Raw genomic sequence first — 25,138 nt, 5'->3', positions numbered from 1 at the left:
ACGGTGGGCGTCAGGCCGACGGCCCGCGGTGCTCCCCGTGGGCGGTCGCCCGGCCGTCGTCGGCGCGTGTCCGTGCCATGAGGAGAGCGATGTCGTCCTCCGGGGGAGCGTCCGTGGTCATCCTCGTGATGACGCGGGCGCACAGGTCCTCGAGGCTCGCCGAGGGGCGTTGCAGTGCGGCGAGCAGCCGGTCGAGACCCGTGTCGATGTCGCCGTGCCGGGTCTCCACCAGTCCGTCGGTGAAGAAGGCGAGCAGGCTCCCCTCGGAGAGCTCCAGATCGACGGATTCATAACGTCCGGTGCCGATTCCGAGCGGCGGGCCCACCGGTGTGTCGGCGATCCTGGCGTGGCCGTCGGGGGCCACCAGCATCGGCGGCGGATGTCCGGCGCGGGCCAGGGTGCAGAGGCGGGTGGCCGGGTCGTAGACGGCGTAGAGGCAGGTTCCGCCGGTGACCGACGAGTACCCCGGGGACCAGGTGCCGGTCTCGGCGAGCCGGGCGGTGACCTTGTCCAGGTGGTCGAGCAGTTCCTCGGGGTGCTGGTCGAGGGCGGCGAGGGTGTGGACCGCGGTGCGCATCCTGCCCATGGCGGCGGCTGCGTTGATGCCATGGCCGATGACGTCGCCGATGACCAGGGCGATCCGGTCGCCCGGCAGCTCGATGGCGTCCATCCAGTCCCCGCCCACCCCTTCGTGCCGGTCCGACGGCAGATAGCGGCCGGCCAGGTCCACCGCGGCGCCGCCCGACAGCTCCTGCGGCAGGAGACTGCGCTGCAGGGCGAGGGCGGCGCACCGCTCCCGTGTGTAGCGGCGGGCGTTGTCCAGGCTCAGCGCCGCTTGGACGCAGAGTTCCTCGGCCAGCAGCAGATCGTCCTGGGAGAAGGGCACGGCGTTGTCGGTCCGCGTGAACACGGCGATGCCGAGGATGGTGCCGCGGGCCCTGAGCGGGATCATCATCACCGAGTGCATACCGGTGTCGTGGATGAGCTGTCGGCGCCGGGGGTCACGGTCGAGCCAGGTCCCCGGGCCGGTCCTCATGGCCGGCTCGAAGTAGGACTCGTCCCTGTACAGCGCGGTGAGGAACGGCGATCCGGGCGGTACGTACACCACATCCCCCACCAGGAAGGCGGCCTCGGGCATACCGCCGTGAATGGAGGACTGACCCGCGCGGCGGAAGACGGGGAGGCCGGAGGCGGCCTCGGACATCCGCTTCAGTGGCTCCCCGCCCAGCGGGACGGCATCGGCCAGATCCACCGTGACGTAGTCGGCGAGGGCGGGGACGGCCGTGTCCGCGAGTTCCTGCGCGGTCGTCATCACATCGAGCGTGGTGCCGATCTGATTGGCCGCCCTGCCGAGCAGCGCGAGCCGCTCGCGCTCCCCGCTCTTGGTGATCAACGAGACGGTGCACACGCCCAGTGGGTCACCGCCCTCGGGGGCGAGGGGAAAGACGGAGGAGGAGAAGACGACCTCCCGGCCGTGCTCCGGCGACACCCATCGCAGCACATGGTCGCCGACCGGCTCCCGCGAGGTCAGCACCCGCCGTATCACCGGCTCGATGGTGGTCCGGTCGAAACCGCGCACGGCGCGCCGCGTGGACCGGGTGGGCGGGTCCACCTCGGAGCGGCCCACGATCTCGCGGCAGGCCCGGTTCGACCACAGCAGCCGTGTGCGCGTGTCCCACACCGCCACGGCCAGCGGTGACCGGTCCAGAAGCGCCGCTTCGGCGTCGGCGGTCCGCACTCCGTCCGGCGCCCCGGTGACGGCCACGAACCAGCAGCTCGCACCGTCTCCGCCGGTCAGCGCGATGGTCTCCACCGTCAGACGGAACCGCTCGCCGTCCCGGTGCCGGACCCTCACGACGGCGTTGGCGGCCCGTCGGCGGCCATGCTTCCCCATGTCTCCCGGGGCCGAGGACCACCGCACCGCTTCGGCCGGGGTCTCCAGCAGCTCCCGCACCGGCAGCCCCACGACGTCCTCCGCGCGGTGCCCGAGCAGCCGCCGACAGCCCTCTCCCCACGCCAGGATGGTGCCGTCGGAGCCCAGGAGAGCGAGGGCCGGAGCGGGTGCCTCGGGCACGTCCGCGAAGCCGGCCGGCATCCGCTTCGCCTCGGAATCGGCCCCGGCTCTACCCGCCATCCCGATACCCTCCGTAGCCACCGATATCGGTCGATGTCCTGCAAAAAGGGTAACGCGCCCGGACGGCGGTCGGGGCTTTGCCGATCGGAGTGGCCGGCCACCGATGAGTTCGACGACCGAGCGCGGTCCACACCTATGGAATGCACGCCACACACATGATCAGGAAGGGACCATGGCATGACCACCAACGCACTGCCGTCCGTCGTGGACGCCGACACCTGGCGGCGTGAGCTCGAAGCGCTGCGTGTCCGGGAGAAGGCCGCGACCAGGGAACTCGACGCGATCGCCGCCCAGCGCCGCCGCCTGCCGATGGTCGAGATGCCCGACTACACCCTCGAGGGCGAGGACGGACCGGTTCGGCTGGTGGACCTCTTCGACGGCAGGAAGCAGCTGATCGTCTACAACCACATGTGGTTTCCCGGCGAGCAGTGGCAGTGTCCGGGCTGTACGGGGTTCACCTCGCAGTTCACCAGGCTGGAGTTCCTGGGCGACTACGACGCCCGGTTCGTCATCGTCACCCAGGGCCCGATCGACGAGGCACTCGCCTACAAGCGGCGGGTGGGGAACACGATGGCCTGGTACTCCACGGCGAACAGCCCGTTCGGTACCGACGTCGGCGCCCCGCCCGGCGGCGGATTCGCCGTCAATGTGTTCCTGCGCGACGGCGACACCGTCTACCGCACCTGGCACACCAACGGCCGTGGCACCGAACAGCTCAGCCACTCCTTCGCGCTGATCGACCTGTTGCCGTACGGGCGGCAGGAGGAATGGCAGGACTCGCCCGACGGGTGGCCACAGCAGCCCACTTACAGCCGGTGGGCCGGCGCCGAGGACATCGCCGCGCTCTACGGCCGGGACACCTGAGGGTGGCTGACGTCAGGTCGTCAGGTCGATGAGGGCGGGGCCTCCTCGTTGAGCTGTCGCAGCAGGCCGAGCAGGGCTGCCCGGTCCGCGGCCGGGAGGGGTGAGAAACACTCCTCCAGGACCTTCTCGCTGACCTGGTGGCCGGCGGCCAGGGTCTGTTCGCCGGTGGGTGTGAGGCGATGTTCGATGCGGCGTCCGTGGCCCGGCCTGCGCTCCACCAGTCCCTGGGCGGCCAGGCGGGGTGGGCGAGTGCTAGTCGAGCGCGGCCAGCGCCGTGCGGAGTTCGTCGAGGGTGCGGCGGGTGAGTTCGGTGAGAGTGCGCTTGCTCGCCGGATCGGCCCACTGGTCGAAGGCGTCGTAGAAGGCGCGGATGCCGAGTTCGGCGGCGAGGCTCGCGGTCGGTTCGGATACGCCGCGCTTGTGGAGCGCGTCCGTCATGGCCTCGGCGAGTTTGGCGCGCTTCAGCGCGGAGCGCTCCTGCAGTTCGGTGTGACCGGCGATGACCGGGCGGAGCCTGGCGCCGACGTCGCGGCGGTCGTCCGTGAAGGCGGCCGTGAGGGCGTCGAGGGCCGCGCTGACCGCTTCGAGCGGTGTGGCCGGGCCGGGCGCCGCGTCGATCGCGTCGGTGAGGAGCCGGATGAGCGTGTCCTGACCGGCGAAGAGCACTTCCCGCTTGTCGCGGAAGTGCCGGAAGAAGGTGGTCTTGGTCAGACCGGCGCGATCGGCGATCTCGTTGACGGTGGTGGCGTCGTAGCCCTGCTCGGTGAACAGCTCCAGTGCGGCGCGCACCAGCCGTTCCTGCGCGTTCGGTTCCCATCGGGCCATGCGCACAGCATAAGTGATGTGACTTGGTACCGTCACTTCGGCTATGGTGATGTTACCAAGTCACATCACTTCGCTCCGCCCCGGGCGGAGCATTCCTCCAGGAGAGCTACGCATGCGTGTTTTCGTCACCGGTGCCAGTGGCCACATCGCATCGGCCGTGGTGCCCGAACTGATCGAGGCCGGACACGAGGTCGTCGGTCTGGCGCGGTCCGACGCCTCGGCCGCCGCCGTCGAAGCCCTGGGCGCCGAGGTGCGCCGCGGCGACCTCGACGACCTGGACGGTCTGCGCGAGGCCGCGGCCGACGCGGACGCGGTCGTCCACCTCGCGTTCAATCACGACGCCATCCCCGCCGGGAGGTTCGCCGACGCGGTGGCGGTCGACCTGGCCGTGGTGCGGGCATTCGGCGACGCGCTGGCCGGCACGGACAAGACCCTCATCGGCGTCGGCTTCACACACACCGGCGACGCGCGGCGCGACGCGGCGATAGACGCCAACCCCCGCTCCGCCGTCGGGCGCGCGATCAAGGACTTCACCGAACGCGGTGTGCGGACCGTGCTCGTCGCGATCCCGCCGGTGACCCACAGCACGCGGGACCGGGCCGGTTTCATCCCGATGCTGATCAAGATCGCCCGCGACACGGGCGTGTCCGGCTACGTCGGCGACGGCACCAACCGCTGGCCCGCCGGTCACACCCTGGACGTCGGCCGCCTCTACCGGCTGGCGCTGGAGAAGGCCCCGGCCGGCTCGCAGCTGTACGCCGCGGCCGAGGAAGGCATCACGGTGCGCGAGATCGCCGAGACCATCGGCCGCCACCTGGACGTCCCGGCCGTGAGCATCCCGGCTGAACAGGCCGCGGACCACTTCACGGGCTTCCCGTTCATCACGATGGACATCACCATGCCCAACGCGGACACCAGGCGGTTGCTGGGCTGGGAGCCGGTCCACCCCGGCCTGATCGCCGACCTCGACGACGGCCATTACTTCACCAACGACTGACGCCGAGGGGCGTGACCGGGGGCGGGGGCAGGGGCGGGGCCGGGGCGGCCGGGCGCGGCGCTGTGTTCCGGCCGCCTGCTCAGCGCCGGTCCGGGGCCACTCCCGCCCGGTAGGCGAGGACGACGACCTGGACGCGGTCGCGCAGGTCCAGCTTGGTCAGGATGCGGGACACATACGTCTTGACGGTCTCTCCGCTGAGCACCAGCTCCGCCGCGATCTCCGCGTTCGACAGGCCCGCGCTGATCAGCCTCAGCACCTCGTACTCGCGCGGGGCGAGGACCTTCAGACGTTCGCGCTCACGCGCCGCGTCCGGGCCGGGGCCCGGGGCGGGGGCCGGAGCCGGGTCGTCCGCCGAGCGCACCCGGCCCGCGAACTCGCCGATGAGCGTGCGTGTCACGGCGGGCGAGAGCAGTGAGTCGCCGCGTGCGACGGTCCGTACGCCGTTGACCAGTTCCACCGGCGGTGCGTCCTTCAGCAGGAAGCCGCTGGCACCGGCGCGCAGCGCCTCGTACACCAGCGCGTCCACGTTGAACGTGGTGACCACGAGGATCCGTGTGCTGGGCGTCGTGCCGGGGCCGGCCAGCTGCCGGGTGGCCTCGATGCCGTCGAGCAGCGGCATCCGGATGTCCATCACGGCGACATCGGGCCGCAGCGCCTTCGCCGCTTCGACCGCGGCCTGCCCGTTGTCCGCCTCTCCCACCACCTCGATGTCCGGCTGGGCCGAGAAGATCGTGACGTAACCGGCCCGCACGAGGGCCTGGTCCTCGCAGATCAGCACACGGATCGGTGCGCTGGAGTCCGCCGGAGGGAACGGCGGGAGGGGGAGTGGCGGAGGGGACCCCGCGGTCATGTGTCGCCTCCGGTGGGTATACGGGCGCGGACCGAGAAGCCTCCGTCGGCGCGCGGGCCCGCGGTGAAGTCGCCGCCGAGTATTCTGACACGCTCGCGGAGCCCGCCCAGACCCCGGCCGCCGGATACATGGTGCGGCCTGGGCGCCGCGTGTCGGCCGTCGCCGTGAGCGTCGCCGTTGCCCTGGCGGGCGTGGTCGTCGGGACCCTCGTTGGCCACTTCGATGTCGACGTGTTCGTGGCCGTAGCCGACCGTGACGCGGGTGGGCCGCCCGGACGCGTACTTCACGGCGTTGGTGAGGGATTCCTGGACGAGCCGGTACACGGTCAGATCCGCGCCGATGGGCAGCGGCAGCCGCTTGCCCTCCTCGATCAGGTCGACGGGCTGGCCGCTCCTGCGGGTCTGCTCGACCAGGTCGCGCAGATCGCCGCGGGCAGGCGCGCGACTGTCGGGTGCCGACCCGCCCGGCACCGACCCGCCCGGCGCCGCGACCGGCATCGGCGCAGACCCGTCCGCCGCCGACTCGCCCGTGGCCTCCAGTACGCCCAGCAGGTACCGCAGTTCGGCCAGCGCGCGCCGCCCGGTGCCGCTGATCGCGGTCAGGGCGTCGGTCACCCGCTCCGGAGAGGCCATGAGGAACGGCGCGGCGTCGGACTGCACCACCATCGCCGTCACATGGTGAGTCACCACATCGTGCAACTCCCGTGCCAGACGGCTTCGTTCGGCCGCCGTGGCGGCCGCCGCCACGAGCCGTCGCCGCTCGGCCTCGGCCGCCCGGCGGCCCCGTATGACCGCACCGCCACCCCAGACGGCGGCCAGTACGAGCCCGATGACGACATAGTCCTGCGGCGGCTGCGGCGCTCCGCGCGCGTGCAGGACGACGGACAGGGCCGCGAACGCCGCCACGGCGGGCACGACCAGCAGCCGCCGCCCGCGCTCCGCATGCGCGCCCACCGAGTACAGCGCGAGGTAGAGCCCCATGCTGGCGAACGTCTGCGGCAGCCCCAGCGATTGGTGCACCCCGAAGGACAGGCCCACCAGCGTGAGACAGAGCGCGGGGCGGCCGGCGCGCACGGCCAGCGGCAGCGTCTGCCCCAGCGCCAGCAGCACCGCGAGCACGGGCGCGTGCCGGGTCGGCAGGTCACTGAACCGGGCACCGACACCGGCCAGCGGCTCGGCGAAGGACAGCACGGTGAGCACGAACGCCAACTCCCGGTCCCGCGCGGCGCGCGGACGCCCCTGCCACCATGCGGTCCAGGTTCGCCACCACCCGGCGCACACCGCAGCCATGCGCGCGGCGCGGCGAGCTCCGGGCGTTTCGTCCGGTCCGGGCGACAGCGTGCTGTCGGTGCTCTCACTTCTCACGGAATTCACTGTGGTCCCAGGGATACGGCCGTGGCCCGGTACGGGCGGCACGGGAGGGTTGGGCAGACCTGCGCCCGCCGAACGTATCCGCGAACGCCGCCGCGGGCATCCCCCGCGAGTGGACTCCTGGATGCCCCGCGCGGGGGACCCCGCCTCGGGAACTGTCCACGTGGCGGTGACGATCCGTGCCGGTCCCCGCTCGTAGCTTCCTCGCTGTGCCGAGCCGGAGCACATCCGCACCGGTCCATGAGGAGCCGGTCTACGAGGAGGACGCCATGTCGCAGTCGATCGAGCGGCCGGAGCCGACGCCGCTACCGGAGCCGACGCCGCTACCGCACATCACGGCGCCGTCGGGGCGTGCGCCCGGACCGCGCACCCTCCGCAAGCCGCGTTCGGTGCGCTGGGAGTCCGCGTGGGTGCGGCTGCCGGTGCTGTTCGTACTGCTCCTGGCAGTGAACGGACTGACCACGCTGATCAACGGCGTGGCCGACGCGACCCCGGTGACCGGCCTGCTGTCGGGGGTGGCGACAGCGGGCCTCGCGCTCGGCGCGTACGTATGGCTGGTGCGGCGCCTGGAGAGCCGCCGGAGCCCGGCCGAACTGCGGCCCGCGAACGCCCGGTCGGAACTGCGCACCGGCGCGCTGCTCGGACTCGGGATGTTCTCGCTGGTGATCGCGGTGATCGCGATGGGCGGTGGCTACCACCTGGAGGGCTGGGGCACGTTCGGCGGGGCGCTCACGACGCTGGGCGTGATGACCTGCGTGGCGGTGACGGAGGAACTGGCCTTCCGCGGCGCGCTGTTCCGCGTCCTGGAGGAGAAGACCGGCACATGGGGAGCGCTGGCGGCGTCGGGCCTGCTGTTCGGGGCGCTGCACATGGTGAACCCGGACGCCACGGTGTGGGGCGGGCTGGCCATCGCGGTCGAGGCGGGCCTGCTGTTCGGCTCGGTCTACGCGGCGACCCGCTCCCTGTGGCTGCCGATCGGGCTGCACCTGGGGTGGAACATGGCAGAGGGCGGCATTTTCGGCACCACCGTCTCCGGCTCCGACGCGGGCCAGGGCAGCCTGTTCACCGCCTCGGTGAGCGGTCCCGAGGCGCTGACCGGCGGCGCGTTCGGGCCGGAGGCGAGCCCGGTGGCCATCGTGATCTGCCTGATCCCCACGGTCCTGTTCCTCCGCGAAGCCAAGCGCCGGGACCGCTTCCACGCCCGCGCTCGGGCCGACCGGTAGCCGGCCCGCGCGCGGGCGGGTCAGTTGAAGAGCACCATGTAGGACGAGGTGAGGCCCGAGGCCAGCCAGAACGATCCGCCGGCGATACCGACGATGATCAGTACTGCCAGCGCGCTGTCTATCTTTTCCACCAGCGGGGACGGAGGCCGGGGCTCCAGGTCATGTGAACTCATCGGTCCAACATATGCCAAGAAGTAGGTGTGTGCGGCGGGCTGTTGAGGTTTCCGTCACCACAGGTCGTCCCGAGAGCCGCCCGCGCGGCTGTCGAACGGGTCATTGCGCCGGAAGCTCGCCGAAGACCATACGGTGCCCGCGCGCGGTGTCCATGTACTCACGGACCCGGTGGATCAGCCCGTCCCGGAGCTCGAAGACGAAGCAGTAGTCATTGGCGTAGTGGTTGCCGTTCGCGAGCGTCGCCGTCATGGTCTCCTCCACGATGACCCGGTCACCATCGGCGTAGAAGCCGTGGAAGGTGACGGCGACGTCGCGTACGAAGAAGCGGGTGAAGTCCTCGGCGAGGAAGCGCACGATGGCCTTCTTGCCGACCATGTGACTGGGGCCGTCCAGCGCAACGGCGGTCGCGTTCCCCGGGGGCGCCAGCCACTCGGCGTCCTCGGTGAGGACCGCGGAGATCTGGTCGGCGTCGTGGCCGGCGAACGCCTTCCAGGCGTCCTGAACGATCCGCTGGTTCCGTTGCGACTGCGACATGTGCGACTGCGGCATGTTCGCGAAGGTAGAAGGGCGCGAGCGAAGAGGCTGGCGGATTTCCGACGTCACCGCCTCGGGCCGCGGCGGCCGGTCATACGTCGGCAGAGTGTTCACAAACGTGAAAGGAGGAACGGCCCGCTTCGTTCTCGCGGGCCGGTCGGAGGAACTCCATGGTCGGCCACGCCACCCTGTTCCAGGCGGGATCTCACAGACGGACGACGATCAGGGCGATGTCGTCGCGTCCGCCGTCGGCCACGCCGAGGCGGGCGAGCAGGGTGTCGGCCAGATGGTCGGGGCCGAGCGAGGTGTGGCGGGCGAGGGTGTCGGTGAGGCGGCGCAGCCCGACGTCGATGTCCTCGTCACGGCGTTCGATGAGTCCGTCGGTGTAGAGCACGAGGGTGTCGCCCGGGGTGTAGGACACCGTGGCCTGCGGGCGGGGGAGGTGGTCGGTGACCAGGCCCAGTGGAGGGTTGGTGGCCTGGTCGAGCAGGTCGACGGTGCCGTCCGGCCGGGCCAGGACGGGCGGCGGGTGGCCGGCGCTGGTGTAGGTGATGCGCTGGTGGCGGGTGTCGACGACGGCCTTGGCCGCGGTCGTGGCCTGTGCGCCCTCGAAGGTGCGGGCGTAGAGGCTCAGGACGTCCATCGCTCTGCCGGGCTCGCTGATGGCGCGAACGGCGGCGGACAGGGCGCTGCGGAGCATGCCCATGACAGCGGCGGCTTCCAGGCCGTGGCCGACCACATCGCCGACCGCGACGGTGAAGGTGTCCGCGGACAGGTCCACCACGTCGTACCAGTCGCCGCACACATTGAGCGAGCGGGCGGCGGGCATGTAGCGCACGGCGATTTCGCGGTGCCCGGCCAGGTCCGGGGAGTGCAGCATGGCCTCCTGGAGGGCGAGGGCGGTGCGGCGCTCCCGGTCGTGGGCCTCGCGGAGTTCCTCGTTGAGGTGCTGGAGCTCCCGCGCCCGGGTGTACAGCTCGGCCTCCATCGCCTCGCGCTCCCCGCCCGTGTCCTCCGGCTTCGGGCGCAGCGGGCGGGTCAGCACGAATTCGGTCATGTCCTCCACCCGGTGGATGATCCACCGCACCTCTCCGTCGGGCCCGATGACGGGTGTGTTGATGGGCGACCACCACTTCGCCCGGAACACTCCCGGATGCCCGGAGACGGGGATGTCGTACTTCTGCACCGCCATCGTGTCCGTTCGCTTCAAACGCAGGACCCGCTGGAGCGAGGCGTCCAGATTGCGCACCCCGTCGGCGTCCGGGTCCGCCGGATTGTCGGGGTGGACCTCGAAGAGGTAGTGGCCGATCAGCTCCTCCCTGGTCCGGCCGGTGGCCCGCAGATAGGCCTCGTTGACCTCGACGATCACCAGGTCGGGGGCCAGCACCAGGTAAGGGCTGGGCGTGACGGCGAACACCGCCTGGTAGTCGATCTGCCGTGCACTCACAACCTTCTCCTGTTCGGCCCGGCCCTTGTCTCATACCCGATTCTCGCCCATGCGTCCGGCCGTGAGCGACGGCTTGTCGGCTCGCCGACGTCGAACGCGGGCGGCGGCGGTTCCGCCGTGCGCGCCGGTCCGAACCCGGAAGCACGGCCGGTGCCGCCGTTCGGGCGGAGCGCGCCGCCCCCTCGGGCGCCAACCGGGCGGCTCCGGGGCCGGTCCGGCATGGCGTCACGCACAAGGGTGCGATCTGCGCGAACACTGGTGGCCTCGGACGAGGAGGAGAGGCCGTGGACGACCTCCACGCTCAAGGGGCCCGGAAGACCACATCGGCCGGCGGAGGGGTCCCCGATGCCTCCGGCCAGGCGGGGATCATCGGCATCGGGCTCGCGGCCGTGCTGACGTTCGCCCTCGCGCAGGGAGCCTGGGAGTGGTTCGCGTCCTACATCGGAGTGACGCTTCTCGCGGTGATCCTCTCCTTCTATCGCCTGCCACCGCGGCGGCCCGGCCTTCGCTCCGCGTACGTACCGAACCTGATCGCGTACTCCCTGGTGGTGGGCCTGTGCGCCGCGATCGCGCTGGCCCCGGTGCTACAGCGGTCAGCGTGGCTCTTCCCGATGCCGGGCACCCGCACCCACTGCCGGGCGCTGGGCACGTACGAGAGCCTTCGCACGGAGGCGTCGCTGGCGAACCTCGCCGGTCGGGACGGTGCCGCCCTGGCGTACGCGCGGGCCAGCCACCGCCATGAGGCCGTCGCCGACTGCCTGGCATCCACCACGACCCGGTGGCTGCCGTTGTACGGACTCGGGGCGGCCGTGCTGGCGGGCCTGGGCGCGTGGTCCTTCGGCCGGATCCGGGCGCGGAGGCAGGACCGTGCCCGGACGCGGAGGCGGGCGGATCTGGCCACCTAGCGCCGGGGGGATGGATCGCGTAGTGCGCCGACGGCCCCCGCAGGGCTGCCCGGGTGCTGTGCCGATTGTGGAGTGATCTTGTGAGATTCGGACACGTTTTTGAACCTCACCTGCCGCTGACTCGTCATCCAGTGCCGGAGCACCGGGATGTCCGCGCGACGGAGCGATGGCCCCGGGTGATGAACCGCAACCGGTACCACGAGCGAATGGACAGGCACACACCATGGGGCGACACCGCCGAATATCCCGGCTTCCCCGGACCACGCTGGCGTCACGAGCGGCGCTGGCGGCCGGGGCACTCGTCCCGGCGATCGCCTCGGTGGGGTCAGCTCACGCGGCCACCCCGCAGGCGGCGATCTGCACCTCGGACCAGCCGGGGCTCGCCGACAAGCTCTCCGAAGACATCAACTCGGCACTGGACGGCTCCACCGCCACGACCGCGATCAGCCTCCACGACCGCACCACGAACACCACCTGCACTCTCGACGCGGACCGGACATTCGACTCCGCGAGCACGGTCAAGGTGACCGTGCTCGCCACGCTGCTGTGGGACGCGCAGAAGGACGACCGCGCCCTGACGCAGGAGGAGAAGGACCGTGCCACCGCCATGATCACGAAGTCCGACAACGATGCCACCACCGCGCTGTGGAAGCAGCTCGGGACGGACAAGATCAACGGATTCCTGCGGGCCGCGGGGATGACCAACACCGTCCTCGACAGCGAGGGGCACTGGGGGCTCACCCAGATCACCGCGAACGACGAGGAGAAGCTCCTCGACCTGGTGACCCACGCGAACCCGGTGCTCGGCGAGGACTCCCGCGGCTACATCCTGAAGCTGACGAGCGAGGTCATCCCCTCGCAGCGCTGGGGGACCCCGGCGGGCGCGCCGGACGACGCACAGGTGCATGTGAAGAACGGCTGGCTGGAGCGGGCCACGAACGGCTGGCGGGTGCACAGCCTCGGCGCCTTCACCGGCGGCGACCACGACTACACGATCACGGTGCTCTCGCAGGACAACGCCACGATGGACGACGGCATCGCCAACATCGAGGGCATCGCCCGCGCGGTCCACCGAGACCTCAACGCGCCCGCGCCCAGCGCTCAGCCCTAGGGGGCGTCCGCCGGATCTTCGCGCCTGCGGCGGGCCGCTCCCCTCGCCGGACACCCCGTAGCCCGGTCGGGCGGAGCGAAGGCCGCGCCGGGACGGTCCGTCGGGGTCAGGAGGTCCGGGTGTGGTGGTCCAGCAGGCGGGTGAGCAGCCGCGCGAACTGGTCGCGCTCGACAGGGCTCAGCGGCGCGAGCAGTTCGTCGTGGAGTTCGTCCAGGACCTTGTCGAGGCGGCGTAGTCGGCGGCGGCCCCGGGGGGAGATGGTGATGGTGTTGCGGCGCCGGTCGTCGGGGTCAGGCGCCCGCTCGACGAGGCCACGCTCGGTCAGTTCGTTGAGCACGCCGACCATGTCGCTGCGGTAGATGCCGGTGCGCCTGCTCAGTGTCGCCTGGCTGCCCGGTCCGTACTCCTGCAGCGAGGCGAGCACGGCGTAGTGCCACTTGCGGGCGTCGGCTCGGGCCAGGCCCTCGTTGATCAGCCGGTCCGACCGCGTGGTCAGCTGCGACAGCAGCCGGCTCGCCAGTCGACGCAGCCGTTCGGGCGTCTGGGGCGCGCCGTCGTCGGGGACGTCCGCGGCTTCGGCTCTGGTCATGGCGCTCATCTTACCGATTGCGTTAGTCCGACTAACGATGTACGTTCGCTCGCGCCGACAACGTTAGTGCGACAAACGTTTGTGGAGCGAACTCCACGGAAGGAACACCTTGCCCACCACAACACTGCGGATCCCCACCCCGGACGGTCAGGCCGACGCCTTCGCCGCCTTCCCCGACGGGGGCGAGCGGCACCCGGGGGTGCTGCTGTACCCGGACGCCTTCGGCATCCGGCCCGAGCTGGAGGAGCGGGCCCGCGAACTGGCCGGGCACGGGTACTACGTGCTCGTCCCCAACTTCCTCTACCGGCACGGCCCGGCACCGGTGATCGAACTTCCCGGGCACATCGGAGAGGAGATCCGGCCCGAGATCATCGGACGGCTGATGCCCCTGATCCAGGAGCACACCACCGAACGGATCCTGCGCGACGCCGATGCCTACCTCAGGTTCCTCACCACCCGGCCCGAGGCCGGCACCGGACCGGTCGGCGTGATCGGCTACTGCATAGGCGCCGCCCTCGCGATGCGCACCGCGACGGCCCACCCCGGCCAGGTGGCCGCCGTCGCCGGATTCCACCCCGGCTTCCTGGTGACCGACGCGCCCGACAGCCCGCACCGCCTCGTCCCCAGCCTCACCGCGCACGTCCACATCGGCCTCGCCGAAGGGGACATGTCGCCCGAGGCCATCGGCGAACTCAACCAGGCGCTGGACGCCGCGGGTGTCGCCTACACCACCGAGATCTACCCCGGCACCGTCCACGGCTTCACCATGTCCGACACCGACGCCTTCAGCCCCTCGGCACTGCGACACCACTGGGACCGGCTGCTCCCGCTCCTGGAGCGCACCCTGGCCGACGGCTGAGGGACCTCCGGCCCGGAGAGCGAACCCGGCGGACGGATTTCCTGCGGCCCGACCCCTTCACGCATCCGGTGCATGCACTGTATACACAGTATATGAGCCGAGAAGACAGAGGCCGCCGCGGTGATGCCCAAGGCGCCGACGCCCTCACCGACGAACTGCGCCGGCTGATCGTCGAGGGCGTCTACCCGCCGGGCCACCGACTGGTCCAGGACGAACTGGCCGACCGTTTCGGGGTGAGCCGCATCCCGCTGCGGGAGGCCATGCGCACCCTCGCGAGCGAGGGCCTGCTGCGCTCGACGCCGGGTCGCGGCACGTTCGTCACGGTGCTGGACCTCGAGGAGATCGACGAGATCTACAACCTGCGGCGGCTCATCGAGCCGAGTTTCGCCGAGCATGTCACCGAGCGGGTCTCCCGGCGCGACATCAGCCGGTTCGAGGAGATGGCGACCGCGATGGAGCGGGCCGCGGGATCCGGTGCCGATATCTGGTCGCGGACGAACCTCGCCTTCCACCTGGACATGTACCGGCTGTCCCGGCTGCCCATGCGCTACGAGATCATCTCGCAGATGTACCACCGGCTGGAGCCGTACTCCCGGTTCTACGTCCATGGCACCTCCGCGTACGGCCGGGTCCACCATGAGCATGCCGCTATGGTCCAGGCGCTGGCCGACGGGGACGCGGAGGAGCTGGCCCGGCAGATCACCGCGCATATCGACGGCGGCCAGAATGGGCTGCACACGGCCTGGGAGAACAGCAGCGGCGCCCTCCAGGCGTACTGGGCGGAGTCGGCCCGGTGACCGCGCTCGCGCTCAACACCGATGTGGGCGAGGGGTTCGGGGTCTGGGGGCCGGCCGACGAGGGCGAGCTGCTCGACCAGGTCACCGCGGCCAACGTGGCCTGCGGTTTCCACGCCGGTGACCCCGACATCCTGCGCCGCACCTGTGAGGCGAGCACCGCCCGGGGCGTGGCGATCGGGGCCCAGGTCTCCTACCGCGACCTGGCCGGTTTCGGCCGCCGCTTCATCGATGTGCCACCGGCCACGCTGGTCAACGAACTCCTGTACCAGATGGGCGCGTTGGAGGTGTTCGCCCGGCTCGCGGGCGGTCGCGTCGGCTATGTGAAGGCCCATGGCGCGCTCTACAACGCGGCGGCCCGGCACACCGGGCACGCGGCCGCGATCGTCGAGGCCGTGGCCCTGTACGACGGCGCGCTGCCGCTGCTGTGCCAGCCGCGCACCGCGGTCTGGGAGCGGGCGGTGGCGGCCGGGGTGCGCCCGCTGGCCGAGGGGTTCATCGACCGCGGCTACACCGACGAGGGGCTGCTGGTGCCCCGCTCCGCGCCCGGCGCCCTGATCACCGACCCGGCCGAGGCGGCCGAACGCGCCCTGCGGATGGCGGAGTCGGGGACGGTGGTCTCGGTGAGCGGAAGCGTCGTACGGATCGCCCCGGACGGCGGGGAGCTGGCCGCGTTGTGCGTGCACAGCGACACCCCGGGCGCGGCCGGGCTGGCCGCCGCCGTACGGGAGGCGCTGGCGTCGGGGGGTGTCGCGGTGGGGCCGCCCGGTGCCGCCGCGGACCGGGTCGGGGTGCGGTCGTGACCGCGGCCGACGTGACGTCTGTGAACGTCGCGTCTGCGAACGTCACGGCTGCGAACGTCACCTCAGGAAAAACGATTCTGCGGAGAGCCGGTGACCGGGGCTGGCTGATCGAGTGCGCGGACCGGCACCCCGCCGAGGTCGCCACCTCGATCCGCGCCCAGCCCTGGGCGTCGGGGCTGCGGGAGGTCGTGCCCGCCACCACGACCGTACTGGTGGTGGCGGAGACCGCCGCCGGGATGGGCAAGCTCGCCGCCGGGCTGCGCACCGTACTCGACGGGCCCGGAGTCCACCGCACCGGACCGCCGCCCGGCAGGCGGATCGTGATCCCGGTCCGCTACGACGGCCCGGACCTGCCCGAGGTAGCCGAACGCCTCGGCCTGGCCCCGGAGGAGGTCGCGCGGCGGCACGGCGCGGGGGAGTACCGAGTCGGCTTCTTCGGCTTCGCGCCCGGCTTCGCGTATCTGGACGGCGTACCGGAGAGCCTGCGGCTGCCCCGGCTGTCCAGCCCGCGGCCGAGAGTGGCCGCCGGGGTGGTGGCCATCGCCGGGAACCAGACGGTGGTCTACCCCGGCGGAACTCCCGGCGGCTGGCACCAGATCGGCGTCACCACCACCCAGCTGTGGGACGTGACGGCCGAACCGCCGAACCGGCTCGCGGTCGGCGACCGGGTCGTCTTCGAGGCGGTGACGCCATGACGGTCACCTCCGCCGCCCCGGGCCGCCGGGTACGCACCCGGCACCGGCCACCGGACCCCGGCACCGGCCCGGAGCCCGCCGTACTGACGGTCGTCCAGGCGGCACCGGCGGCCAGCGTGCAGGACCTGGGCCGTCCGGGGATGGCCCACCTGGGCGTGCCCGCCTCCGGTCCGGCCGACCGGCGCAGCTTCCGGCTCGCCAACAGGCTGGCCGGGAACCCGGAGGACACCCCGGCCCTGGAGGTCACCCTCGGCGGCCTCGCGATCACCCTCTCCACCACCCGCCATGTGGCGGTCACCGGGGCCCCGGCGCCGCTGACGGTCGACGGGGTGCCGGTCGACGGCGCGCCGCGGCTGTGGCTCCGTGCCGGATCGGTGCTCGCCATCGGCCGCCCCTGGGCGGGCTGCCGCACCTACCTCGCCGTCTCCGGCGGGATCGAGGCGGAGCGGGTGCTGGGGTCGGCCGCACGCGACTCCCTCACCGGGCTCGGCCCCGACCCGGTGCGCGCCGGGGCGGAGTACGGACTGGGCCCGGTGCGCCCGGTCCCGGCGATCCCGCTGGAGCTGGCGTTCAGCATCGTCCCGCACGGCGGCCCGGCCACCGTCCGGTTCCGCTGGGGCCCGCGGCACGAGCTGTTCGACGCCGCGGACCGGCACCGGCTCACCACCACGCCCTGGCGGGTCTCCGCCCAGTGCGACCGGGTGGGCGCGCGGCTGACCGGACCGCCGCTGGCCATCGGCTCGGTCGACCTGCCCAGCGAGGGAACGGTGCGCGGCGCCATCCAGGTGCCGCCGTCGGGCGAGCCCATCGTGTTCCTCGCCGACCATCCGGTCACCGGCGGCTACCCCGTCATCGGGGTGGTCACCGACGCCGACATCGATCTCGTCGGCCAGACCCTCCCCGGTGACGAGCTCCGGCTCGCCCCCGTCCACTGAAACACCGCTCACCACCTGACACACCACAAGGAGATACCGCATATGACCGCTCAGCCCGACTCCCTCGTCCCCTTCCACCTGGCCATCCCGGTGGACGACATCGGGGCCGCCCGGGAGTTCTACGGCAAGGTGCTCGGCTTCGCCGAGGGCCGCTCGGACACCAAGTGGATCGACTGGAACTTCGGTGGCCACCAGGTCGTGACCCACCAGGTCGGCGACGGCCCGTCCGGGACGCCGCGCGACGGCGTCGCAGGGACCAACCCGGTCGACGGCCACCAGGTGCCGGTGCCGCACTTCGGCCTGGTGCTGCCGGTACCCGAGTTCCAGAAGCTGGCCGAGCGGCTCACCGTGGCCGGCACCGAGTTCGTGATCGAGCCGTACGTCCGCTTCCAGGGCGAGCCCGGTGAGCAGTGGACGATGTTCTTCCTCGACCCGGCGGGCAACGCACTGGAATTCAAGGCGTTCGCCGACCTCGAGCAGCTCTTCGCCGTCTGACCGGCGAACGGCACCGGGCCCGGCGGAACGACGGTCATCAGCAGGAGGACTGGTCCCGCGGATGACCGTCGTACGGGCCCCCGGCGCCGTACCGGCGGCACTGACAGCACATCCCGGCCAAAGGACATGTCAGACCCGGAGGAACCCATGACGAGCGTATCAACGGCCGCAACGGCACCCGGAGACACCGGGGACCCGGCCGCCGTGGCCACCACGGCGCGCGGCGGTCCGCGCCGGGCGGCGCTGGCGGCGGCCGCCGGCACCGCCATCGAGTACTACGAGTTCGGCGTCTACAGCTATCTGGCCGTGGTCATCGGCCCGCACTTCTTTCCCGGGGACGACCCCACCGCCGCCCTGCTGGCCACGCTCGCGGTGTTCGGCAGCGCGTTCCTGATGCGGCCACTGGGCGGCATCGTGCTCGGGCGGCTCGGGGACCGCGTGGGCCGCAAGCCCGTACTGATCCTCACCGTGACCGGGATGGGCGGCGCCACCGCGGCCGTCGGGCTGCTGCCCACGGCCGACGCCGTCGGCGTCGCCGCGCCCGTCGCCCTGCTGGCGGTGCGGCTCGCGCAGGGGTTCTTCGCGGGCGGTGAGGTGACCGGTTCGGCCACGTATCTCGCCGAGTCGGCCCCGGCCGGGCGGCGTGGCTTCTTCGGGGCCTTCACCCCGGTCGGGGTGGCCCTCGGCGGCGGGGCCGCGGCGCTGGTCGCGGGCGTCACCACGACCACGCTGAGCGAGCGCCAGCTCGACGCCTGGGGGTGGCGCATACCGTTCCTGCTCTCGCTGCCCCTGGTCGCCGTCGCCCTGATCGCCCGCAACCGGCTCGCGGACTCCGAGAGCTTCCTCGCCGCGAAGTCGGAGCGGGCCACCGCCAAGGCGCCGCTGACGGAGGTGTTCACCCGCCACCGCGGCCCGGTACTGAAGGTGACCCTGCTGGCCATCGGCTCCAACTGCGGCTACTGGGTCGGCCTGATCTTCATGAACATCTACCTGACCACCGACCTCGGCTACCCCAAGGACTCCACCTTCTGGATCATGGGCGGGATCAGCCTGTTCGTGGCCGTCCTGATGCCGGTGTGCGGGGCGCTGTCGGACCGGTGGGGCCGCAAGCGGCTCATCACCATCGGCTTCGCCGGGTACGCGGTCCTGGTCGTCCCCGCGATGCTGGTCATGGGTCTTGGCAGCTTCCCGCTCGCCGTCGCGGCCATGGTGGTGCTGGCCCTGCCGATGCCGGTCGTCCAGTCCGTCACGTACCCGACGTACGCCGAGCTGTTCCCGACCCGGGTGCGGTACACCGGGCTCTCGTTCAGCTTCAACATCGGCACCATCGTCGGCGGCGGGCTCAGCCCCTATCTGTCCACCTGGCTGATCTCGGCCACCGGCAGTCTGCTCGCCCCGGGCTTCCTGCTGATGGCGACCGTGGTGGTCGCCCTGCTGACGCTGCGCACCGTCACCGAGTCCAGCCACCGGGAACTGGCGTGACGGCCGCCGCGCGGCCCGGTCCCGCCGCCTCCGTGGATGGCCTTCCCGAGGACGTCCCCGCCACCCCGGCGGCGCTGCGGCGCCTGGTGGCGGACGGCCGGTGGACCGGGCCCACGGCCGGTCTGCTGGACGGGTACCAGCAGGCCAACCTGGTGATCGTCCCGCGCGACCTGGCCTTCGACTTCCTGCTGTACTGCACCCGCAACCCCGCGCCCTGTCCCGTCCTCGCCGTCACCGAGCCGGGCGACCCGGTGGTGCGGCTCGGCACGACCGTCGCCGACCTGCGGACGGACCTGCCGCGCTACCGGGTCTGGCACGACGGCGAACTCGCCGCCGAACCACACGACATCACCGCCCACTGGCGCCCGGACGCGGTCGGCTTCCTCCTCGGCTGCAGCCACACCTTCGAGGGCCCGCTGCGCGCCGCGGGCGTCCCGGTCCGGTACGCGCCGGAGTCCGCGGCGCCGCCCGTCTACGTCACCGACGTGGCCACCCGCCCCGCCGGGCGGCTGTCCGGACCGCTGGTGGTCAGCATGCGCGCGATACCGGCTCGCCTCGTGGCGCGCGCCGTCGAGATCACCGCCCGCTATCCGGCCGGGCACGGGGCGCCGGTCCACATCGGCGACCCGGCGGCGCTCGGCATCGCCGACCTGGCCCGGCCGGACTTCGGCCCCTCCCCGGTCGTCGAGGACGGTGACGTCCCGGTGTTCTGGGCCTGCGGGGTGACACCCCAACTGGCGCTCCCCGCCACCCGGGCCCCGTACGCCATCACCCACTACCCGGGCCATATGTTCGTGTTCGACCACACCGTCGACGCGGGCCCGGCACCGGGGTGAACGGCACTCCGCGGTCCGGTGGCGGCCGCTTCAGGGAGCGATGCCCACGCCGTCGATCCGGCTCCAGGCCCGCTCCTGGGCGGACGTCATGGCCGGCCAGGTCAGCCCGCCCGGCCGGGGCCGGACATGGGAGGCGTAGGGCTTGGGGCGGAAGCCGGGGTCGTAGAAGCACCCGGTGCCGTAGACGCGGTCGAAGGTGGCGCACGCGGATGCGATGGACCGCGGTGTCGGCTTGTTTCCCGTGCGCACCCAGGAGTCCAGCGCGGCGATGGAGTCGGCGTACTCCGCGTTGCTCAGCTCGCTGTGTTCGCTCTCCTCGGTGAAGGTCTGCACGAGGTTCTTCCCGCGGTGCGCGCCGTCGACCGTCGCCCGGTACGCCGACTCGTGCTCGACGAATGCCGTGGGGTCGTCGATGGCGTGCATCGTCAGCACCGGGATGGAAACGCGGCCGGTGAGGTCGCTGTCCCAGGAGAGGTCACGCCGGGCGTCGGGGGTGGCGGAGAAGCGCTCGACGCCCGCGTTCAGCGCGGTGTCGTCGTGTGAACCGGAGTACCACACGCCCTGGTTGCTGAACGGATTGCGGTCGCCGAGACGGCTGTGCACGATGTCGCGGAAGGTGAACACCGAGAACCGCAGATGGGACTCCAGGGTCCGCTCCGGAAGGCGGGTGACGGCGAGGATGTCGTCGAGGTTGCGCTGCTGCTGCGCGGTGCGCTCCTCGGGGGCGGAGGCGTAGCCGGTGCACTCCTGCAGGCGGGCGCGGAGCCCGGCCGATGTCAGGGTCGACCCGGGGCGCAGCCCCTGCCACAGCGGGTACTGGGGCTCGCCGGGGCGGGGCAGATTGCGGCAGTAGTACTGGTAGACCACCCGCAGATCGACGCGATAGTCGTAGCCCCGGGAGCCGCCGCCCAGGACACCGCTGGTGAGGAGGGCGCCGTCGTACGGGCCGTTCTTCCCTCCGTACGTCTCCACGACCTTCGCGGCGACGTCTCCGCCCCAGGACTGGCCGTGTACGTACGTCCGCTCGGGCTTGCCGAAGTCCGCCACGAACAGGCGGCGCAGATTCTCGGTGTCGGCGGCCGCCATGCGCGTTCCATAGCCGCCTCGCCGGTAGGAGGAGCCCGCCCAGGCATAGCCCTCGGACACCATCACCGACCATCGGTCCAGGTCGCCGACGCTCCGCTCGGGATCGGACCCGTCGCCGAGGTCGGGACCGCCGTGGGAGTGGACGATCAGCGACCCGTTCCACTTCTTCGGAACGGCGATCGCGTAGTACGCCCCGTTGCCGTCCTTGCCGGTGTAACACGTGGCCTTGTCGCCCACGCTCGCCGGGCACGCGACCGGTGCGGGGCGCGGCTGGGCCGCCCGCACCGGACCGGCATTGCCCAGCGTCCCCGCGACGATGCCCGCGATGCCGACGGTCGACGCCACGGTACGCCGCATACGCGTCAGGCTTCGCAGAAGGGAGGAAGGTACGTTCCGACTCGAGCTGTGCACAGCAACGCTCCTGACCTCAGTGGCGCTCCCTCGCGCCAGGCGTTGCGATGTTAAGGACACCTGTTCTGCCGACACCATCGAGCAGGGAGTTCTGTTCTTAACGTGCACGGCCGGAGCAGGCCGTGGTGCTGCAATGGACCCATGTCCCTCGACGAGCTCCGCACCCTGCTGGCCCGGCATGCCCGGCCCGACTGGACCACCGCCATCGACGGCGTCCTCGTCTCGAAGGTCGACCGGCCGGATCCGCCGGTGCCCTCCATGTCCGGCATGGTGCTCGCGGTCATCGCCCAGGGCAGCAAACGCCTCGCGCTGGGCGACCGGGTCTACGCGTACGGACCCGGGCAGTACCTGGTGGCATCCGTCGACCTGCCCGTCACGGGGCAGTTCACCCAGGCCGACCCCGAGCGGCCGGCGCTCGGCTTCGGTCTCACGCTTGAGCCGTCCGCCGTCGCCGAACTGCTGTTGCGAGCCGGTCCCGGAGACACGCCCCACGCGGGCGGAGGCGTTCCGTCGGGGATCGCGGTCAGCGAGGCCCCGGGCGCGCTGCTCGACGCGGTGGTCCGGCTGCTGCGCCTGCTCGATGAACCCCGCGACCGGGCCGTACTGGCGCCGCTGGTCAAACGCGAGATTCTGTGGCGCGTGATCACCGGCGAGCAGGGGGCGACGGTTCGGCAGCTCGGTCTGGCCGACAGCGGGCTCAGCCATATTTCCCGGGCCGTGCGCTGGATCCGCGAGCACTACGCGGAGCCATTCCGGGTCGAGGACGTGGCGCGCAGGTCCGGCATGAGTGTCTCCGCCTTCTACCGCAACTTCCAGGCGGTGACCGCGATGAGCCCCATCCAGTTCCAGAAGCAGATCCGGCTCCAGGAGGCCCGGCTGCTGCTCGCCACCCATCCGAACGACGTCACCGGCGTCGGTCAGCGGGTCGGCTACGACAACCCGTCGCAGTTCAGCCGGGAGTACCGCCGCCAGTTCGGCGTGCCCCCGAGCCGGGACGCGGTCCGTCTGCGGAACACCGTACGCACCCCGGCGGGCGTCCTGCCCTGAGCGGGGCTGGGCCACCGGGAGGATCGTGCATGGGGGAGCGAGGATAGTTCTATCGTTTCCGCAGGTCGGAGCGGTGCAATGGGAGTGCAAGTCCTCCCGCGGAGCAGGAGACGCCTGGTCCTCCGCGGATCCCACCACATCGCAGGGGCCACACCATGAACACCGTTCTGATCACTGGTACGTCGTCCGGGTACGGGCGGGAGACCGCCCTCCACTTCCATCAGCGGGGGTGGAACGTCATCGCCACCATGCGGACGCCACGGCCGGGCGTCTTCCCCGAGTCGGACCGGTTCCGCGTCGTCGAGCTCGACGTGACCAGGCCCGAGAGCATCACCGCCGCGCTCGAGGCGGCTGGGCCCATCGACGCCCTGGTCAACAACGCGGGCATCCCGTCGATGGGCGTGTTCGAAGGCATCTCCATGGCCCATGTGCGGGAGGTGTTCGAGACCAACACCTTCGGTGTGATGGCGACGACCCGGGCGGTGCTGCCCCAGTTCCGCGAGCGCGGCTCCGGCGTGGTGGTCAACGTGACCTCCAGCGTGGTGCTGGGGCACATGCCGCTCACGGCCGTGTACAAGGCGAGCAAGATGGCCGTCGAGGGGTTCACCTCATCCCTCGCGCTCGAACTCGCGCCGTTCGGCGTACGGGCGAAGACGGTCGAGCCGGGCGCCTGTCTGACGACGAACTTCGGAGCCAGGTTGCCGAATGATGTTCCGCTGGAGGAGCAGGTCCCGGCGCCTTACGCGGCGTTCGCGAAGAAGTCCATGGACGACTTCGCGGGCCAGGACGTGTTCACCAAGGAGAGCGACGTCGCCGAGACGGTGTGGCAGGCCGTGCACGACACCACCGGCCGGCTGCGCTTCCCGGCCGGTCCCGACGCGGTCCGGCTCGACCAGGCGAAGTGACCCGCCGGCGGGCGCGGTGTGCACACTGGCGGACGGGGCGGAACCCGCCGGAGGTTCCGCCCCGTCCCCGGTGCGTCAGGCGCCTGTGCGTCAGGCTTCGGCCGTCAGAAGCGGTCCGGGGAGCGCTGCGGAAGCGGGGCCCCGGGACGGATGTCCCGCTTCCGGTCCTCCTGGGCGCCGCCGTTCGAGTCGCCCGTCGCCTCGCAGGTCACGTCCTTCGTCGGCAGCTTGCCGGTGGTCAGGTAGTCCGTCACCGTGCCGTCCGTGCACGCGTTGCCGCTCGGGTAGACGCCGTGGCCCTCGCCGCCGAGAACCGTCAGCATCCTCGAACCCTTCAGATCGGTGTGCAGGGCCTGACCGCTCGGCAGCGGGGTCTGGGAGTCCCACTCGTTCTGCACGACCAGCGAGCCGACCTTGTTGTTCACGACGGTGGCCCGCTCGACCGAGCTGTCCCAGAACGCGCAGGGCTTGATGCTGGACGCGAAGTCGCCGTAGAGCGGGTAGCGGCCCTTGTCCTCGATGGCGTCCCGCCGGTAGCTCTCGGGGTCGCGGGACCAGGCGGCCGAGTTGTCGTTGCACACCACGGCCCAGAAGCTCGCGGTCATGTTGTCGCTCGGTACGTCGGCGGAGCCGGCGGCCGGGCGTGGCGTTCCGGCCGGATCCGGGAGCTTCTTGGCGGAGGCGGGCTTGCCGGCCGCGGCCTTCTTCAGCTCCACGACCAGTTCGGTGCCCTCCCGGACGCTGAAGACCGCGCGGCGCATCATGCTCCGGACGTCATCGCCGGTGTACTTCTCCCCGTCCATCTCGATGGGCTTCTCGTTCGCCCGCTGGACCAGGTCCCAGAACGTCCGGTCGACCTTCTTCGGGGTGTCGCCGAGGCCGTACTTCTCGGAACGCGCGGCGGCCCACTCGGTCCACCGGTCGAACGCGGGCTCGGCACCCTCCGCCCACCACTGGATCATCTTCCGCCAGGCCCGCGCCGGATCGACCGCGCTGTCCACCACGACCCGGTCGGCCCGGCTCGGGAACAGCTGGGTGTAGACGGCGCCGAGATATGTGCCGTACGAGTAGCCGAAGTACGAGAGCTTCTTCTCGCCGAGGATCGCCCGGAGCAGATCCATGTCGCGCGCCGTGTTGCGCGTGGTGATGTGCTTCAGCGTGGCGCCCGACTTCTCCCGGCACTTGCGCGCGACATCCCGCGCCCAGGCGACGTCCTTGTCGAAGGTCGCTTCCTTGTACGGCCGCAGCCAGTTCTCCTCTTCCGGCTCCAGACCGCAGGTGACGGGCGTGGACCGGCCCACCCCGCGCGGGTCGAAGCCGATGAGGTCGTAACTCTGCCGTGCGGACTCGGGGAGTATGTCCTTCATCCGCAGCGGCATGTCGAGCCCCGGTCCGCCGGGGCCACCGGGGTTGGCGAGCAGGACGCCGTGCCGCTTGTCCGGTGTGGTGGTCTTGATCCGGGATATGGCCATGTCGATCCGCTTGCCGCCGGGAGCCCGGTAGTCCAGCGGCACCTTGATCGTCGCGCACTGGTACTCCGCAGGTTTGTCGGCCTCGCACCGCTGCCACTTCGGCTTCTGCTTGACGTACGGGTCCAGGGCGCTCGCGGTGGCGGACGCCGGGGCGGCGGCCTGGGCGGTGCCGGTCCGGGCGGCGGCGCCGACCTGGTCGGCGCTGGCCGTGGAGGTGGCGAGCGCGGGAGCCAGCGTTGCCGTGACACCGACGGCCAACAGCGGCGCGAGACCTCGTCTACGCACGAAATCGTTC

26 protein-coding genes are annotated in these 25,138 nt (G+C 71.6%); 15 read left to right on the top strand and 11 right to left on the bottom strand.

The window, feature by feature from the left end; genetic code table 11:
• Nucleotides 1-10: 10 nt before the first annotated feature.
• Complete coding sequence (locus tag J2Z30_RS05255) at nucleotides 11-2,095, bottom strand: SpoIIE family protein phosphatase (RefSeq protein ID WP_209468559.1); 2,085 nt, start codon at nucleotides 2,093-2,095, stop codon at nucleotides 11-13.
• 216 nt (nucleotides 2,096-2,311) lie between these two features.
• On the opposite strand from J2Z30_RS05255, the gene J2Z30_RS05250 reads away from it, so the two are divergent.
• Nucleotides 2,312-2,998 carry a DUF899 domain-containing protein gene (locus tag J2Z30_RS05250; RefSeq protein ID WP_044578578.1) on the top strand — a complete coding sequence of 229 codons (687 nt, stop codon included), beginning with the start codon at nucleotides 2,312-2,314 and terminating at the stop codon, nucleotides 2,996-2,998.
• A gap of 20 nt (nucleotides 2,999-3,018) precedes the next feature.
• Here the strand turns inward: J2Z30_RS05250 and J2Z30_RS05245 are convergent, their stop codons facing one another.
• Together J2Z30_RS05245 and J2Z30_RS05240 are read right to left on the bottom strand one after the other, a co-directional pair.
• Complete coding sequence (locus J2Z30_RS05245) at nucleotides 3,019-3,216, bottom strand: winged helix DNA-binding protein (RefSeq protein ID WP_052701714.1); 198 nt, start codon at nucleotides 3,214-3,216, stop codon at nucleotides 3,019-3,021.
• A gap of 34 nt (nucleotides 3,217-3,250) precedes the next feature.
• Nucleotides 3,251-3,823 carry a TetR/AcrR family transcriptional regulator gene (locus J2Z30_RS05240; protein WP_044582252.1) on the bottom strand — a complete coding sequence of 191 codons (573 nt, stop codon included), beginning with the start codon at nucleotides 3,821-3,823 and terminating at the stop codon, nucleotides 3,251-3,253.
• A 112-nt stretch (nucleotides 3,824-3,935) separates the two neighbouring features.
• Between J2Z30_RS05240 and J2Z30_RS05235 the strand changes: the two genes are divergently transcribed.
• The gene (locus J2Z30_RS05235) at nucleotides 3,936-4,820 is read left to right on the top strand and encodes an SDR family oxidoreductase (RefSeq protein ID WP_044578580.1); all 885 of its coding nucleotides are present in this window, start codon (nucleotides 3,936-3,938) and stop codon (nucleotides 4,818-4,820) included.
• 79 nt (nucleotides 4,821-4,899) lie between these two features.
• Here the strand turns inward: J2Z30_RS05235 and J2Z30_RS05230 are convergent, their stop codons facing one another.
• A complete protein-coding gene (locus tag J2Z30_RS05230; RefSeq protein ID WP_044578582.1) occupies nucleotides 4,900-5,670 on the bottom strand; it encodes a response regulator transcription factor in 771 nt (256 codons plus the stop codon).
• The gene (locus J2Z30_RS05225; RefSeq protein ID WP_308279761.1) at nucleotides 5,667-7,034 is read right to left on the bottom strand and encodes a sensor histidine kinase; all 1,368 of its coding nucleotides are present in this window, start codon (nucleotides 7,032-7,034) and stop codon (nucleotides 5,667-5,669) included. Before J2Z30_RS05225 ends, J2Z30_RS05230 begins: the two co-directional genes overlap by 4 nt.
• A gap of 215 nt (nucleotides 7,035-7,249) precedes the next feature.
• Here J2Z30_RS05225 and J2Z30_RS05220 point away from each other — a divergent pair, with 215 nt between their 5' ends.
• Nucleotides 7,250-8,263: a CPBP family intramembrane glutamic endopeptidase gene (locus tag J2Z30_RS05220; protein WP_308279760.1), complete on the top strand. Its 1,014-nt coding sequence runs from the start codon at nucleotides 7,250-7,252 to the stop codon at nucleotides 8,261-8,263.
• Between the two features lie 20 nt (nucleotides 8,264-8,283).
• On the opposite strand, the gene J2Z30_RS05215 is transcribed toward J2Z30_RS05220, so the two are convergent.
• The 3 genes from J2Z30_RS05215 to J2Z30_RS05205 all read right to left on the bottom strand — a co-directional run bounded on the left by J2Z30_RS05215 (nucleotide 8,284) and on the right by J2Z30_RS05205 (nucleotide 10,418).
• Entirely contained in the window at nucleotides 8,284-8,436 is a 153-nt protein-coding gene (locus tag J2Z30_RS05215) for a hypothetical protein (protein ID WP_167525773.1), read from the bottom strand.
• A gap of 100 nt (nucleotides 8,437-8,536) precedes the next feature.
• Nucleotides 8,537-8,986 (bottom strand): nuclear transport factor 2 family protein, encoded by a 450-nt coding sequence (locus J2Z30_RS05210; RefSeq protein ID WP_078957054.1) that lies wholly within the window; start codon nucleotides 8,984-8,986, stop codon nucleotides 8,537-8,539.
• 190 nt (nucleotides 8,987-9,176) lie between these two features.
• Nucleotides 9,177-10,418, bottom strand: coding sequence for a PP2C family protein-serine/threonine phosphatase (locus tag J2Z30_RS05205; RefSeq protein WP_044578588.1), 1,242 nt, complete (start codon nucleotides 10,416-10,418; stop codon nucleotides 9,177-9,179).
• Between the two features lie 284 nt (nucleotides 10,419-10,702).
• Between J2Z30_RS05205 and J2Z30_RS05200 the strand changes: the two genes are divergently transcribed.
• Complete coding sequence (locus tag J2Z30_RS05200) at nucleotides 10,703-11,323, top strand: hypothetical protein (protein WP_044578589.1); 621 nt, start codon at nucleotides 10,703-10,705, stop codon at nucleotides 11,321-11,323.
• 223 nt (nucleotides 11,324-11,546) lie between these two features.
• Nucleotides 11,547-12,434 (top strand): serine hydrolase, encoded by an 888-nt coding sequence (locus J2Z30_RS05195; RefSeq protein WP_044578592.1) that lies wholly within the window; start codon nucleotides 11,547-11,549, stop codon nucleotides 12,432-12,434.
• Between the two features lie 106 nt (nucleotides 12,435-12,540).
• Here J2Z30_RS05195 and J2Z30_RS05190 read toward each other — a convergent pair whose 3' ends face one another.
• The gene (locus J2Z30_RS05190; RefSeq protein WP_044578595.1) at nucleotides 12,541-13,023 is read right to left on the bottom strand and encodes a MarR family winged helix-turn-helix transcriptional regulator; all 483 of its coding nucleotides are present in this window, start codon (nucleotides 13,021-13,023) and stop codon (nucleotides 12,541-12,543) included.
• A 109-nt stretch (nucleotides 13,024-13,132) separates the two neighbouring features.
• On the opposite strand from J2Z30_RS05190, the gene J2Z30_RS05185 reads away from it, so the two are divergent.
• The 8 genes from J2Z30_RS05185 (at nucleotide 13,133) to J2Z30_RS05150 (ending at nucleotide 19,922) form a co-directional block, all read left to right on the top strand.
• Complete coding sequence (locus J2Z30_RS05185; RefSeq protein ID WP_044578598.1) at nucleotides 13,133-13,882, top strand: dienelactone hydrolase family protein; 750 nt, start codon at nucleotides 13,133-13,135, stop codon at nucleotides 13,880-13,882.
• Between the two features lie 92 nt (nucleotides 13,883-13,974).
• Nucleotides 13,975-14,679 (top strand): GntR family transcriptional regulator, encoded by a 705-nt coding sequence (locus J2Z30_RS05180; RefSeq protein WP_052701715.1) that lies wholly within the window; start codon nucleotides 13,975-13,977, stop codon nucleotides 14,677-14,679.
• On the top strand, nucleotides 14,676-15,479 hold the full coding sequence (locus J2Z30_RS05175; protein ID WP_044578600.1) for a LamB/YcsF family protein: 804 nt from the start codon (nucleotides 14,676-14,678) through the stop codon (nucleotides 15,477-15,479). The genes J2Z30_RS05180 and J2Z30_RS05175 overlap by 4 nt, the downstream gene beginning before the upstream one ends.
• Nucleotides 15,476-16,174, top strand: coding sequence for a 5-oxoprolinase subunit B family protein (locus J2Z30_RS05170; protein ID WP_052701716.1), 699 nt, complete (start codon nucleotides 15,476-15,478; stop codon nucleotides 16,172-16,174). Before J2Z30_RS05175 ends, J2Z30_RS05170 begins: the two co-directional genes overlap by 4 nt.
• On the top strand, nucleotides 16,171-17,109 hold the full coding sequence (locus J2Z30_RS05165; protein WP_044578603.1) for a 5-oxoprolinase subunit C family protein: 939 nt from the start codon (nucleotides 16,171-16,173) through the stop codon (nucleotides 17,107-17,109). The genes J2Z30_RS05170 and J2Z30_RS05165 overlap by 4 nt, the downstream gene beginning before the upstream one ends.
• A 42-nt stretch (nucleotides 17,110-17,151) precedes the next feature.
• Complete coding sequence (locus J2Z30_RS05160; protein WP_044578606.1) at nucleotides 17,152-17,604, top strand: VOC family protein; 453 nt, start codon at nucleotides 17,152-17,154, stop codon at nucleotides 17,602-17,604.
• A 147-nt stretch (nucleotides 17,605-17,751) separates the two neighbouring features.
• Nucleotides 17,752-19,086, top strand: a complete 1,335-nt coding sequence (locus J2Z30_RS05155) for an MFS transporter (protein WP_052701717.1) — start codon at nucleotides 17,752-17,754, stop codon at nucleotides 19,084-19,086.
• On the top strand, nucleotides 19,083-19,922 hold the full coding sequence (locus J2Z30_RS05150) for a putative hydro-lyase (RefSeq protein ID WP_209468558.1): 840 nt from the start codon (nucleotides 19,083-19,085) through the stop codon (nucleotides 19,920-19,922). Before J2Z30_RS05155 ends, J2Z30_RS05150 begins: the two co-directional genes overlap by 4 nt.
• Before the next feature lie 30 nt (nucleotides 19,923-19,952).
• Here J2Z30_RS05150 and J2Z30_RS05145 read toward each other — a convergent pair whose 3' ends face one another.
• Complete coding sequence (locus J2Z30_RS05145) at nucleotides 19,953-21,365, bottom strand: hypothetical protein (protein ID WP_044578611.1); 1,413 nt, start codon at nucleotides 21,363-21,365, stop codon at nucleotides 19,953-19,955.
• A 195-nt stretch (nucleotides 21,366-21,560) separates the two neighbouring features.
• Here J2Z30_RS05145 and J2Z30_RS05140 point away from each other — a divergent pair, with 195 nt between their 5' ends.
• Nucleotides 21,561-22,466: an AraC family transcriptional regulator gene (locus J2Z30_RS05140; protein ID WP_044578614.1), complete on the top strand. Its 906-nt coding sequence runs from the start codon at nucleotides 21,561-21,563 to the stop codon at nucleotides 22,464-22,466.
• A gap of 155 nt (nucleotides 22,467-22,621) precedes the next feature.
• Entirely contained in the window at nucleotides 22,622-23,371 is a 750-nt protein-coding gene (locus J2Z30_RS05135; protein ID WP_044578617.1) for an SDR family oxidoreductase, read from the top strand.
• A gap of 104 nt (nucleotides 23,372-23,475) precedes the next feature.
• Here the strand turns inward: J2Z30_RS05135 and J2Z30_RS05130 are convergent, their stop codons facing one another.
• On the bottom strand, nucleotides 23,476-25,128 hold the full coding sequence (locus tag J2Z30_RS05130) for an alpha/beta hydrolase (RefSeq protein ID WP_044578624.1): 1,653 nt from the start codon (nucleotides 25,126-25,128) through the stop codon (nucleotides 23,476-23,478).
• Nucleotides 25,129-25,138 lie beyond the last annotated feature (10 nt).

Source organism: Streptomyces iranensis, from assembly GCF_017874715.1.
In the GTDB taxonomy this organism is placed as follows: domain Bacteria; phylum Actinomycetota; class Actinomycetes; order Streptomycetales; family Streptomycetaceae; genus Streptomyces; species Streptomyces iranensis.
This window is presented reverse-complemented; position numbering and strand designations above follow the sequence as displayed.

Bases quoted from the DNA above. Each gene is read 5' to 3' on its own strand.
- J2Z30_RS05140 (WP_044578614.1), top strand. From the start codon at position 21,561: ATGTCCCTCGACGAGCTCCGCACCCTGCTGGCCCGGCATGCCCGGCCC.
- J2Z30_RS05155 (WP_052701717.1), top strand. From the start codon at position 17,752: ATGACGAGCGTATCAACGGCCGCAACGGCACCCGGAGACACCGGGGAC.
- J2Z30_RS05250 (WP_044578578.1), top strand. From the start codon at position 2,312: ATGACCACCAACGCACTGCCGTCCGTCGTGGACGCCGACACCTGGCGG.
- J2Z30_RS05215 (WP_167525773.1), bottom strand. From the start codon at position 8,436: ATGAGTTCACATGACCTGGAGCCCCGGCCTCCGTCCCCGCTGGTGGAA.
- J2Z30_RS05160 (WP_044578606.1), top strand. From the start codon at position 17,152: ATGACCGCTCAGCCCGACTCCCTCGTCCCCTTCCACCTGGCCATCCCG.
- J2Z30_RS05165 (WP_044578603.1), top strand. From the start codon at position 16,171: ATGACGGTCACCTCCGCCGCCCCGGGCCGCCGGGTACGCACCCGGCAC.
- J2Z30_RS05240 (WP_044582252.1), bottom strand. From the start codon at position 3,823: ATGGCCCGATGGGAACCGAACGCGCAGGAACGGCTGGTGCGCGCCGCA.
- J2Z30_RS05145 (WP_044578611.1), bottom strand. From the start codon at position 21,365: ATGCGGCGTACCGTGGCGTCGACCGTCGGCATCGCGGGCATCGTCGCG.
- J2Z30_RS05230 (WP_044578582.1), bottom strand. From the start codon at position 5,670: ATGACCGCGGGGTCCCCTCCGCCACTCCCCCTCCCGCCGTTCCCTCCG.
- J2Z30_RS05255 (WP_209468559.1), bottom strand. From the start codon at position 2,095: ATGCCGGCCGGCTTCGCGGACGTGCCCGAGGCACCCGCTCCGGCCCTC.
- J2Z30_RS05235 (WP_044578580.1), top strand. From the start codon at position 3,936: ATGCGTGTTTTCGTCACCGGTGCCAGTGGCCACATCGCATCGGCCGTG.
- J2Z30_RS05190 (WP_044578595.1), bottom strand. From the start codon at position 13,023: ATGACCAGAGCCGAAGCCGCGGACGTCCCCGACGACGGCGCGCCCCAG.
- J2Z30_RS05210 (WP_078957054.1), bottom strand. From the start codon at position 8,986: ATGCCGCAGTCGCACATGTCGCAGTCGCAACGGAACCAGCGGATCGTT.
- J2Z30_RS05135 (WP_044578617.1), top strand. From the start codon at position 22,622: ATGAACACCGTTCTGATCACTGGTACGTCGTCCGGGTACGGGCGGGAG.
- J2Z30_RS05180 (WP_052701715.1), top strand. From the start codon at position 13,975: ATGAGCCGAGAAGACAGAGGCCGCCGCGGTGATGCCCAAGGCGCCGAC.
- J2Z30_RS05195 (WP_044578592.1), top strand. From the start codon at position 11,547: ATGGGGCGACACCGCCGAATATCCCGGCTTCCCCGGACCACGCTGGCG.